Annotated in this window: 10 protein-coding genes; all 10 read right to left on the reverse strand. The window is 54.1% G+C overall.

What is annotated here, in order from left to right; genetic code table 11:
• Nucleotides 1–150 precede the first annotated feature (150 nt).
• The 10 genes from tviB to repA all read right to left on the reverse strand — a co-directional run bounded on the left by tviB (nt 151) and on the right by repA (nt 11236).
• Nucleotides 151–1413 (reverse strand): Vi polysaccharide biosynthesis UDP-N-acetylglucosamine C-6 dehydrogenase TviB, encoded by a 1263-nt coding sequence (gene tviB, locus EE36_RS16930; RefSeq protein ID WP_005854417.1) that lies wholly within the window; start codon nt 1411–1413, stop codon nt 151–153.
• An 8-nt stretch (nt 1414–1421) separates the two neighbouring features.
• Nucleotides 1422–2438: an NAD-dependent epimerase/dehydratase family protein gene (locus EE36_RS16935; RefSeq protein ID WP_039912455.1), complete on the reverse strand. Its 1017-nt coding sequence runs from the start codon at nt 2436–2438 to the stop codon at nt 1422–1424.
• Nucleotides 2439–2454: 16 nt separating this feature from the next.
• Nucleotides 2455–2823, reverse strand: coding sequence for a MarR family EPS-associated transcriptional regulator (locus tag EE36_RS16940; RefSeq protein ID WP_005854414.1), 369 nt, complete (start codon nt 2821–2823; stop codon nt 2455–2457).
• Between the two features lie 173 nt (nt 2824–2996).
• Nucleotides 2997–4226, reverse strand: a complete 1230-nt coding sequence (locus tag EE36_RS16945) for a DegT/DnrJ/EryC1/StrS aminotransferase family protein (protein WP_005854412.1) — start codon at nt 4224–4226, stop codon at nt 2997–2999.
• Between the two features lie 3 nt (nt 4227–4229).
• Nucleotides 4230–4838, reverse strand: a complete 609-nt coding sequence (locus tag EE36_RS17795; protein WP_083776480.1) for an acetyltransferase — start codon at nt 4836–4838, stop codon at nt 4230–4232.
• The gene (locus tag EE36_RS16950; protein WP_039912457.1) at nt 4839–5447 is read right to left on the reverse strand and encodes a sugar transferase; all 609 of its coding nucleotides are present in this window, start codon (nt 5445–5447) and stop codon (nt 4839–4841) included.
• Between the two features lie 120 nt (nt 5448–5567).
• Nucleotides 5568–7502, reverse strand: coding sequence for a nucleoside-diphosphate sugar epimerase/dehydratase (locus tag EE36_RS16955; protein ID WP_254655607.1), 1935 nt, complete (start codon nt 7500–7502; stop codon nt 5568–5570).
• A gap of 313 nt (nt 7503–7815) precedes the next feature.
• On the reverse strand, nt 7816–8919 hold the full coding sequence (gene repC, locus EE36_RS16960; protein WP_005854403.1) for a plasmid replication protein RepC: 1104 nt from the start codon (nt 8917–8919) through the stop codon (nt 7816–7818).
• 176 nt (nt 8920–9095) lie between these two features.
• Nucleotides 9096–10061 (reverse strand): plasmid partitioning protein RepB, encoded by a 966-nt coding sequence (gene repB, locus EE36_RS16965; RefSeq protein WP_005854400.1) that lies wholly within the window; start codon nt 10059–10061, stop codon nt 9096–9098.
• Nucleotides 10061–11236 carry a plasmid partitioning protein RepA gene (gene repA / locus EE36_RS16970; RefSeq protein ID WP_005854399.1) on the reverse strand — a complete coding sequence of 392 codons (1176 nt, stop codon included), beginning with the start codon at nt 11234–11236 and terminating at the stop codon, nt 10061–10063. The genes repB and repA overlap by 1 nt, the downstream gene beginning before the upstream one ends.
• Nucleotides 11237–11552 lie beyond the last annotated feature (316 nt).

Consider the following 11552-nt stretch of genomic DNA (forward strand, 5'->3'; position numbering starts at 1 on the left):
TGCGCTGATCTTCCACCGTTCCTGTAACCGTAGACAGATGGCCATTATAGGTCGGATCTATGCGCAATCCATGAATATACGCAGCGTCCTCGGGCTGCACGAGCCTGAGGGAAAGATGAACGCCATCGATACGGGGCAAAGCTGACGGTTTCACAACCTTAAATCACTCTCTTGCGCACCAAGGACGTTCTTCAAATCATAAAGCACGTGATCAGCTTTGCCGAAAGCGCGCATCCCGTTGCCTCCCATAACTTTGAATTGGTCATGTGCAACGGCCAGGACGATCCCATCGTAGTAGTCATCTTGCGGAGCCTCTACGAGGTCCACCCCGTATTCATGGCGTGCTTCTTCGGGATTGGACCAAGGATCGTAGATATCAATATGGATACCATAATCCTGCAATTCATGCACAACGTCGACAACACGTGTATTCCGTAAGTCGGGGCAATTTTCTTTGAACGTGAGCCCTAAAATAAGCACCTTTGCACCGTTTACCTGAATCCGCCGCTTTAGCATGGCCTTAACTAGTTGACCGGCGACATATGCACCCATGCCATCATTGATACGTCGCCCTGCGAGGATCACTTGAGGGTGATACCCTACCGCCTCGGCCTTATGGGTCAGATAATAGGGGTCCACGCCAATGCAATGGCCGCCGACCAGCCCCGGACGGAAAGGCAAAAAGTTCCACTTCGTACCTGCGGCCTTTAGCACGGCCTCAGTGTCGATGCCCATTTTATTGAAGATGATGGCCAGCTCGTTGACCAGAGCGATGTTCAGATCCCGCTGCGTGTTTTCAATTACCTTCGCAGCTTCTGCTACACGGATGCTTTCAGCTTTGTACGTGCCTGCTGTGATAATACTGGCATAAAGCTGATCCACTTTCTCGGCGATGTCGGGTGTGGATCCGGACGTTACCTTACAGATATCTGGCAAGCGGTGCGTCTTGTCTCCGGGATTGATCCGCTCCGGAGAATATCCCGCAAAAAAGTCTTCGTTAAAGGTTAAGCCTGAGATGCGTTCCAGCACGGGCACGCAGTCTTCTTCTGTGGCTCCGGGGTATACTGTGGATTCGTAGATTACGATGTCGCCGCGTTTAAGAACCTTGCCCAAGGTTTCTGATGCTTTGATTAGCGGCGTCAGGTCCGGGCGCTTGTGCGCATCAATCGGAGTTGGAACCGTGACAATATAGATTTGCGCGTCCGCCAGATCTGCAGGGTTTGTCGTGAATGAAAGCTGCGAAGCCTCGCGAAGCTCTTCCTCGGAAGCCTCCAGCGTATCGTCACGACCTTCGCGCAATGCGTTAATGCGGCTTTGGTTGATGTCAAAGCCGATTACTGGGCGATTTTTACCAAACTCTATGGCAAGCGGAAGGCCAACATAGCCAAGCCCGATAACTGCTATTTTTTGCATGTTCGCACTCATTTCCCCGAATATTCCCTGTACCACTCGACAAACCGTGCGATGCCATCCCGGAAATCTGTCTGAGGGCGATAGCCCGTTAGTGTTTTCAGTAACTCTGCATTGGCCCAAGTAGCGGGCACATCTCCGGTTTGCATGCCCATGTAGTTTCGCTGTGCTTTTTGACCGAGACAGTCTTCAATCGCGTCCACAAAATCTAGCAACCGTACTTTGTCGGAGTTACCGATATTGACCACACGGTACGGAGCCACCGGGGAAAGGCTGTCGCCTTTTGGCACAACGCCACCCTCCGGCCGCTCTGGCACTGCGTCGATCAACAAGCGGATCGCGCGAACAAGATCATCAACATAGGTGAAGTCACGGTACATATCGCCGTTGTTGTAGATGTCGATCGGCCGCCCATCCAACATAGCATCTACGAACTTATAAAGCGCCAGATCCGGCCGACCCCATGGGCCATAGACGGTAAAGAACCGGAACATTGTGGTGGGTAGATCGTGGATATGAGCATAGGAATGGCCCATACTCTCGGTGGCCTTCTTTGTAGCCGCATAGATGGTCAGCTGCGTGTCAGCCTTTTCAGTCTCGATGAAAGGCATCTCTTCGTTGGCACCGTAAACCGAAGAGGTCGACGCCATCATCAAATGCTTGACCTTTAAGCGCCGTGCCGCCTCCATCACATTGAATGTGCCGATCACGTTACTGTCGAGATAGGCCCGCGGGTTCTCCAAGCTGTAACGAACGCCGGCCTGCGCGGCCAGATGGACAATCACATCCGGAGCGAATTCATCAGCGACGCGGTCGAACAAAGCTTGATCCTCAAGCATCCCTTCCGTCGCGGAAAAATTTGGGCTTTGAAGTAGCATTTGGTGACGGCGCTGTTTGAGAGCTACATCGTAGTAATCCGTCATCCCGTCAAAGCCGTGGACAATAAAGCCTTCGGCGAGGAGGAGCTTGGCAAGATGGAAGCCGATAAAACCAGCGGTGCCGGTGATCAGTACTTTACGTGGCTTCATGATAAAATCATTCCGTTCAAGATTTTGCAGCCCCAGCATTAGGGGGCTCGATTTCCAATTCTGTACTAAGCATTTCGATCTCTTGTCTAAGCGCCTCATACTCGTCCATTTTGCGCTTTAAGAACACTCGTGTCATTAATGCCCTCTGAGCGATACCGCTTGGTGTCAGAACGTAGGCGTATCGACGCTTATCGGTTGAAGCCGAGAAATTGCCCAGTTTAACGAAACCCCTGTCGATAAGCGCTTTCAGCAAGTAGTGCATTCCCCCAACACTTATCCCAGCAGCCTTTGCTAGCTGGCGCTGCGTCATTTCGGGGTTGTCCTTAAGAAGTCGGAGCACACGGTAATGCGCGTCTTGCTGAAGCTGCTTACGTCTATTTGGCATCAGAAAACTGCTTTGTTCTTCGAGAAAAACTTATTCTATAACTTAGATACGATATATAAGATAATTGTTCAGGTTTGAGCGTTAACAGCCATCCCCTGCAAAAACAAGAATATTATCACGCGGTTCAGAAAGTCTTAGTGCCCAATCTATCCGCGATCTTGGGCTTATCGAGGTCAGATTATGACCCGCCCCAAAACATTTTGAAGTAATCCAACAGTATCAACATGATGTGCATCATTAGAGCCAGGATGGACCAAGAACATCAAGCTCGTTTGCCCCAACTTCTTTGCAACCCGTAGGGGGCTGGCGGGCCGTGAAAGTGTTTTAGCAAAAGCCCTCTCCAAATACATTTCCGAACAAGACCCCTGCATGCAAGGAACGCCAGCCGCGGTTATGACTTCAGCAATACGATCCCTATCCCAACGGTTTTTCAGGTTCTCCGACCGTACATAGGCGTAGTATTTATACCAAGCGTGGCGCGTACCATTATCGAGCTTCGTTGAATTCTTAGAACCTAAGGTCGCCAGTCGCATTGGGCCGCTTTCTCCAGCGAACGGCTCCAAGGCCTCGGTTAGCGCCGCTGCATTCGCCGCACGGGCCGCATGCCACTCCGGCATACGCCGTAGCTGAATTCTGCCTATAGCTGATTGCATTTCCGTCAAGCGCCAGTTTGTGCCGAAGCTCTCGTGCAACCAGCGAAAACCCGGTGCATGTTCGCGCTCATATACTGCTTCATAGCTTTTTCCATGGTCTTTAAATGCCCACATACGGCGCCAAAGTGCCTCGTCATCGCAGGTGACCATGCCGCCTTCGCCACCGGTCGTCATGATCTTGTCTTGGCAGAACGACCACGCGGCTACATCTCCAAGCCCACCGACTGGGTTCCCTTTATATATTGCGCCATGGGCTTGAGCACAGTCTTCAATTAATCTGATTTCCCGCCCACCTATGGCTTCGCGCAGGCCGTCCATATCGCAAGGCCAACCCGCGAGGTGAACTGCGATTATGCCGCGCGTCTTGTCCGTAATCACAGGCGCAACTGTTTCACCTGTAATGTTGCCACTCACGATATCAACATCAGCAAATACCGGGCGGGCACCCGCATTCACAATTGTTGAGACGGAGGCAATGAAGCTACGCGGCGTAACAATTACTTCATCCTCAGAGGAACCGCCGTTTTGCGACCCGATACCTAACCCATGAAGAGCCAAATCCAGTGCGACTGTTCCATTCGCAAGAGCAATCGCATATTTTGTGCCGGCGAAGGTGGCAAACTCTTCCTCGAACATACGGCCTTCTTGGCCGGTCCAGTAGTTTACCTTATTCGACAGCAAAACCCGCGATACGGCATCGGCTTCTTCCTGTGTATAGTTCGGCCAGGGCGGCAAAGGTCCGTTTAGCATCGTTTAATTCCTTCGTTTGAGAGGAACCGCAGGTACCCCACCGACAATCATGTTATCTGCAATATCGTGTATAACAGCTGCCCCTGCTGCGACAGTCACATCTGATCCAATTTTCACCCCTTCTCGCACGACAGCCCCAATCCCAATCCAAGTGCGTGCCCCGATTTGCACATTGCCCGCGAGCCGAGCGCCAGGTGATATGTGTGCGAAATCCCCGATGATACAATCATGATCGATGCTGCACCCAGTGTTTAGAATAGTCCCCCGACCAACATTCACATCAGCATTCACGATCGCGCCAGCTACGAGCAAAGTGCCGGGTTGAAGATACGCAGAGGGCGAAACCGACGAGAATGGATGTATTAGAACTGGAGCGTCTCCTAAACTACTTTGGTCAAAAAGCCGGGCTCGCACAGCATTTGAGCCGACAGCGCAAAACCTGTGCGCTGGGCCGTCCCAAGATGGTGTACCACAAATTTTCCAACTCCCATTGAGTGTACGTTCAGGAAAACATCTGTCGAGAAATGCAATATCTGTATATCCTACAGCGGCAGCTACATCGGCAACCACTTTTCCATGCCCCCCGGCACCGATGATCCTGATCGATGTCATTTAGATTTTGGTCCGTGGTTGCGATCCAGTAAAACGTGGCATTGTTACCTCTCCTTCAGCGGAGATATCATCACTTTTGATCACCTTTCGGATCGTCAGCCATATGATCTTGAGGTCCAGCCAAATGGTTCTATTATCCACATACCAAACATCAAATTCGAACTTTTTCTCCCATGACAACGCGTTCCGCCCATTCACCTGCGCCCATCCGGTTATACCCGGGCGCAGCTCATGCCGGCGCGCTTGAGTAGGAGAATAGAGTGGCAGGTACTCAACCAACAGCGGACGCGGCCCAACCAAGCTCATATCCCCTTTCAACACGTTCCATAGCCCTGGCAGTTCATCGAGCGAGGAAGAACGTAGCTTGCCCCCCAATGGCGTTATGCGTTCCGCGTCGGGCAGCTGTTGACCGTTAGGGCCTGTAGAATCTCTCATGGACCGGAACTTTAACATTTTGAACGGCTGGCCGTCTCGGCCAGGACGCGCCTGCTGAAAAAGTACGGGTGATCCCATGTCCTTCCGGATCCAAAAATACAGCAACAGCAAAACTGGCGAAAAGATAACCAAGCCTAGTAGCGCGCCCACCACATCCATTATTCTTTTAGCCATATTGCTCAGTTCTCAAACATTTTTTAATGAGGAGGGGACGGATAGCTCCCCTATGTGCAGGGGGCATAACGCCCTGATTGTTGCTCGCGTCATACCGGATTAACGTACACTTCGCCAGCCTCACCCTGCCTGACTGTCACTATCCTGTACGTGATATCCTTCGACCCGCGCAGCAATCAACTTGCGCAGCCTAACCGAGTCTGCCGATGAAATTGAGCCGTTCAATTCTCTTACCATTGCAGCCACTTCAATTTGGCTCAGCATCCCCTCCTGCGCTCGGAGGATCTTCGCATGTGGTGTCGGCAACAAGCTGTCGTCATCGATCAATAGCTCTTCGTAGAGCTTCTCTCCGGGCCGCAGACCTGTCACTTTAATCTCAATGTCACCCTCTCCTGTCGTCGGATCCTTAACCTTTCGGCCAGAGAGTGTGATCATCCGGCGGGCGATGTCGATGATCTTCTGGGGCTCTCCCATATCAAGGACAAACACGTCGCTACCCTTCGCATAGGCACCAGCCAGCAAAACCAGACGCGCGGCCTCGGGTATAGTCATGAAAAAGCGTGTGACATCTTTGTGGGTCACCGTCACCGGCCCCCCGCGAGCGATCTGTTTTTGGAACAGTGGTAGAACCGAACCAGAGGACCCCAGTACGTTACCGAAGCGCACCATGGCAAACTTCGTACTAGAATTACGCGTTTGGACATCTTGTACCACCAGCTCGGCCATCCGTTTGGTGGCGCCCATGATATTTGTCGGCCGTACGGCTTTGTCGGTGGAGACGAGAATGAAGCGCTCAAGTTTAGCTTCAGCAGCGGCTTCGGCGACGACTTGGGTGCCGAGCACGTTATTGCGTGCGCCTTCTAGCTCGTTTTCCTCGACCAGTGGCACGTGTTTATAGGCCGCAGCGTGGAGGACAATCTCGACCCCCTCCTCCGCGATCACACCGGCGACGCGCGCCTTGTTTGTGACCGACCCAAGACGGCTGACAATAGGGATCCCCGTGGCCTTCGCCTCAGGCTGCAACTCCTGATCAATTGAGTACAGCTGGAACTCACCCTGCTCAAACAGGATAATCCGCGCCGGATTACAGTTCAGTAGCTGCCGGCAAAGCTCGGACCCGATCGAGCCCCCTGCCCCGGTCACCATCACGACGCGGCCAGCGTATGTTTTCGCAATCTCTGGGGTATCAAGATCGACCTTATCACGGCCCAAAAGCTGATCCGGCGCGACGGTGCGCAGGCTATCAGCCAGCCCTTTGCCAGACATCAGGTCCACATAGGACGGCAGCACCTGCACCTCGACCTCATAAACGCTGAGCTTTGAGATCAGCTCATCTCGACGCTTCTTGGCCATAGATGGCACTGCCAACAGGATTTGCTCGATATCGCGCGCTTTGACCAGCTTCCCGAGTTTAGCGGGATCATGAACAGGCAACCCTGCGACCATGAGACCGTGCAAGTTCGGGTTGTCGTCGATGAAGAACACAGGCCGCGCTTCGCTTGCCTGCCTCAGGGCGGCTGCCAATTGGATACCCGCAGCCCCTGCCCCGTAGATCGCGACCGGTTTGCGGTTACCCCCGCGCTCTGACAGCCAACGCAGCAGGTTCAGCCCCACCACACGCGCCGCGACGGCGAAGATGCAGAAGAACAGCCCCAAAAGAAGCGGTACGGACCGCGGCGCCGACAGCTTTAACCAATAGCTCAGCATCACAGCACTGAAGGCGATCAATAGCGACGCTACTCCGATATTTGACATGGAATGGGTATCAAAAGCGTTAAGCTTGATGCGGTGGAGCCGCAGTGCCCAGATGATACCGACACCCCACATCGAGATGACGGGAAATAACACCCAACTGTCTGCGATCGGCATCAGGGGCGTGCCCGTCCCGTAGCGGAAGGCAAAGGCGCAATAGAGAGCAAGAGGGACAAGCATGCTGTCGACGGCCAGAAAAATGGCCCGCTTTTTTGCTCTCGAAAGGTCGTGAATACTGTTCATGTGCATGGCGATAATTTTCTTCGAATATAAAAAGTCTTTGTAATGTGCGGAGGTTACCAAACTACTATCGTTTCACGAAGGTATTTTTGCGGATCAGCGGACGGCAGGTCAGGCTCTGGGTCCTTGCCTTGTTATGGCCGCAAGATGTTGGATATTCCTCCTCGTGCCACCCTATATTAAGAGACACGTCAAAAGGGAATACGCAAGAAACTGCTGGCACAGATATGGTGATCTGCCTGAATGCACCCATGTTTCACCCGATCTCAGCAATATAGATTCGTTGACGCGCGCACTCCTGCCAATCCGCTTTAAGCTGGCAATTTGCGACTTGATGTAATCATAAGGCACTGTAATCCAAAGATATTACGAATTGTCAGCTGACAATTTCCCGATTTGCCAGTGCCATCACCATCGGTTTCAGCGAAAACGCCCCATCCCTCGCCATCTGTGTAAGCCGGCGAAGGTACGCACCTGGGCTGCGAATGGCGTTTGCTTTCTCGAGCATACATAGGACGGTGATCGCAGCAGCCTCCCTGCCCATGATGCGCTTTGCGTCAATTATCACGGGATGGTCGATCCCTAGCATAGGCGCGATCTCGTCAGAGATACGCTCGACATCAGACCAGCTGCGCAGGGGTTCTGGGAAGAAGGACTGATGCTCTTTGCATGTGCTGAGAACCAGACCGAGAGACACGCATCGGTCTTTCTCAGCTTCGTTGCTTTCTACTGGTCGTGGCCTTTCGGGAGTACAAGTCCCCTGCCCTTCAGAATCAAAATAAATTATATCTGAATCCTGTATGTGCCGCTCATTTTGGGCGTAAGCGGTGCTCACTTCTTCTGTGTTTGAAGCTTCCTCAAGACCCGTTTTCAACAGGTTCTCGAGCGCCGCTGCCATCTCACGCAGCTCCGTTTTATCCGCCTTTCTGCGGAGCAACTTTGCGACCTCGGCAAGTTGTTCTTCGTGACCAGTTTCCTGCATGAGCCTTGCACGCAACATCAGAACTTCGTCGCGCAACGCGAGCAGCTCTTCCTGCCGGGCCTGTGCCTCTACAGCAGCAAGACTGATAGCCTCCGCCTGATGCACCATCGGTGACAGATCGAAACCGAACGCTGCGGTGATCTCCCCCCCTCGGCTGTGAGCAAAGCGCTTGCGATTGGGGCTGTCATGACGGCTGACAATTCCCGCGCGCAGCAGCTGTGCCAGATGGCGCCGCAGCGTGCTTTCGGGCATGCCGTGCAACCGTTCAGACAGACGCTGGTTCGAGGCAAAAACAATGCCCGCAGGCCCCGACGGAATGTGGCGCGTGGGCAGGAAGGTCAGCAACGCCTGCAACACGGTAAGTGTCCGGTGCGACAGCTCGTAGGTCTCCGCCGCTTGTGTGAGCTGATCGAGTAACAGCCATTTATCCGGCCCGCAGGGGTTCGCTGCGCGGTCGTCTACTGGCCGCCCGACGAGAGTTCGGAACGCTTTTCCCATCAAATTTTCACGAAAGACAATAAAATACCCGCTCTACCCGAGGGGGCGGAGTTGACAGAGGTAAATCTTTAGGGCTATCTCGAAGGTGCAAAGTTTGAGAATGGCCTTCCGGGATTTATCCTGGGGGGCTTTTTTTATGGTCCGGTTGTGCCTCCTGTTGTTACGTCCTCAATGTCTCACGCCTTGGACTGTCGCCAGCGGTCGTGAATTTCTCTCATCAGCTCTTCGGCGTGGGTGTCGAGCCATTTGTCGAACCCTCCGGCCGTCCGAGCGGATATGTTCAGGGTGACCCCGCGCGGTGTGCGCCGCACCTCGGCCAAGGCTTTGCCGTCCTGGTTGCGCAGTGTGCGCGCCTCGGTGGCTGCCGGGGCAGGGGCCTTGGGGGCTGGTTTGTTATTGGCGGCCTTAAAGATGCTCTCGAAGCGCTCGTCCGAGGTCAGGTCGCTGAATGTATCGACGGTGGTGGCCTCTTCTGCGCGGGATTTGGCCTCCGGCTCTTGTACAAGCTTTGCCAGCGTTAGCCAGCGATCCCGCCCAATGCTGGGGGCAGATCCGATTTTGCGCAGGAACGGTAGATCAAAGGCATTCCCGACCTTGAGCATCCGGCTCACCATGGGCAGGTCAATTGTCAGCGCATCCGCGATTGTTTGCCGGTCGTGCCCGCTAGCATCCAGCTGCGCTGCAAAGCTCGCCTTTTCGACAAATGATAGATCCTGCCGCGCGGTGTTTTCCTGACCTTGGGCCATGACCAGCGCATGATCGTCCAGATGGCGGACCATCGCTTTGACCGGCACGCCGATTGCTTTCAGCGCCTTCAGCCGGCGCCGGCCATAAACAATCTCGAACCGTCCGGCTTGGGACGGGTGAGGGCGCACAAGCACCGGCACCTGCTGGCCGTAGGTCCGCAGGCTTTCTTCCAACTTGCGCTGCGATTCATCATCAACGCCCAAGCGATCTTCGACGCCCGCCATATCGATCAGGCTCGCATCAAAATCCTGAACCGCGTTCTCTTGCAGCCGCGTCAGCGAGGATTGCAACGCGCCAACCGCACCGCGAGGCACCGTCGACGGTTTCGGTGTCGGCCGTTCCTGCGGCGGGGCAGGGGCCTTTGTCTCGGATGAAAGAATACCTTTACGTGCCATTAACGCCCCCATGCTTTCTGAATCATGGATTCAATTTCATCGTTAACCAGATTTAGTGAATCGAGCGCACGGTCATAGGTGTTCCGGTGGAACTGGGCGCGATCGACCTCGTAAATCGTCTGATGGGTCAGACCCGCATCCGAAATTGCGGTAGATTTCAGCATGGGCGCGACCATCACCTCGTCGTCGAAAAGCTGCCGCAGGAAAGCGAGCACCTGCTGTTGCGGCCCGTCATTCGGTTCATAGCGGTTAATAAGGAAGCGCATGAAATCAAACTCCATGCTTGCGCCGGCATTCGAGACAACGTCGAGGAGATCCGCGCTCATCTGCAGAAACTGCGACATCGACGCGACGTCGAGCATGTTCGGCACGACAGTGATCAAAACCCCTGTCGACGCGCAAAGCGCGGCCATCGTCAGATACCCGAGTTGCGGCGGACAATCGAAGATCACCACATCGTAGTTCTGTTCGACATCGCGAAGCGCCGTTGCCAGCCGTGCAAAGAACGGCGGCTGCGCATGGTTGATCAACGCTTGGGGTGTCTCGTGCTCGAACTCTTGCAACATCAGCCCACCGGGGGCGAGGTCGATCCCGGTGAAATAAGTCTTCTGAATAACGTCTTCTAACGCGACCGGATCATCATACCGGATCGCGTCGTAGATCGTGCCAGAATTCAGGAAATCATACTCTGGACGATAGCCAAACAGGGTGGTTAGAGACGCTTGCGGGTCGATATCAACGCATAGAACGCGGTAGCCTTTCAGGGCCAAACGCTGCGCAGAATGGACCGCGCTCGTCGTCTTCCCCGAGCCGCCCTTAAAATTTAGGAACGACAAAACCTGAAGCTTGTCGCCCTCACGGCGCCCGCGCTGATAGGCGCCGCGGGTCTTGGCGTTGCCCTCAAGAATGCGCCGCAGCTCAAGCAGATCATCGGCAGAATAGTGTCTACGGCCACCGGGCGAGGTGTGGACTTCGGGCGCCTTATCGTCAAAATGAAGCTTACGCAGAAAGCTCGTCGAGATACCCAAAAGCTCCGCTGCTTCGCCTGCGGAAAATAAGCGCAGCTCCTTGCGCGCATCGGGCGCAAAGATCTTATGCATGTGACCTTCCAAGGCCGCAGCCAAGGTCTCCGCATTCTGGCGGATCCGTGTATTGATGTGTACGGTGCCTGTCACATCGCCCTCGCTCTCAGTAACGCTTTTCTTCGGTAGCGCATTTGTTTCCGTTACTTAACGTCGAAACATCTGCCAGCGCAATAGATTCTTGAAACAACCGGCGGTTCGGGGCGAGGCTAGATGATGTGGGAGCGGGAAGGGGGTACGCCAGATTTGCGTTAGTGCTTTGTAATACGGTAATTATTCCGACGAACGGCACCTTAATGTCAGCTCAACTGCATAGCTGTGATGTAGTCCGCGCTCTTACACATCTGAACGGATTGCAAGAGCGACGCGGTCGGCAAACGAATCTTCTGTATCCTAATAGCACTCGCTT

This window comes from Sulfitobacter sp. EE-36 (assembly GCF_000152605.1).
In the GTDB taxonomy this organism is placed as follows: Bacteria; Pseudomonadota; Alphaproteobacteria; order Rhodobacterales; family Rhodobacteraceae; genus Sulfitobacter; species Sulfitobacter pontiacus.

Excerpts from the sequence above, each read along its gene's own strand:
- tviB (WP_005854417.1), bottom strand. The coding sequence starts at position 1,413 with ATGCAAAAAATAGCAGTTATCGGGCTTGGCTATGTTGGCCTTCCGCTT.
- EE36_RS16935 (WP_039912455.1), bottom strand. The coding sequence starts at position 2,438 with ATGAAGCCACGTAAAGTACTGATCACCGGCACCGCTGGTTTTATCGGC.
- EE36_RS16940 (WP_005854414.1), bottom strand. The coding sequence starts at position 2,823 with ATGCCAAATAGACGTAAGCAGCTTCAGCAAGACGCGCATTACCGTGTG.
- EE36_RS16945 (WP_005854412.1), bottom strand. The coding sequence starts at position 4,226 with ATGCTAAACGGACCTTTGCCGCCCTGGCCGAACTATACACAGGAAGAA.
- EE36_RS17795 (WP_083776480.1), bottom strand. The coding sequence starts at position 4,838 with ATGACATCGATCAGGATCATCGGTGCCGGGGGGCATGGAAAAGTGGTT.
- EE36_RS16950 (WP_039912457.1), bottom strand. The coding sequence starts at position 5,447 with ATGGCTAAAAGAATAATGGATGTGGTGGGCGCGCTACTAGGCTTGGTT.
- repC (WP_005854403.1), bottom strand. The coding sequence starts at position 8,919 with ATGGGAAAAGCGTTCCGAACTCTCGTCGGGCGGCCAGTAGACGACCGC.
- repB (WP_005854400.1), bottom strand. The coding sequence starts at position 10,061 with ATGGCACGTAAAGGTATTCTTTCATCCGAGACAAAGGCCCCTGCCCCG.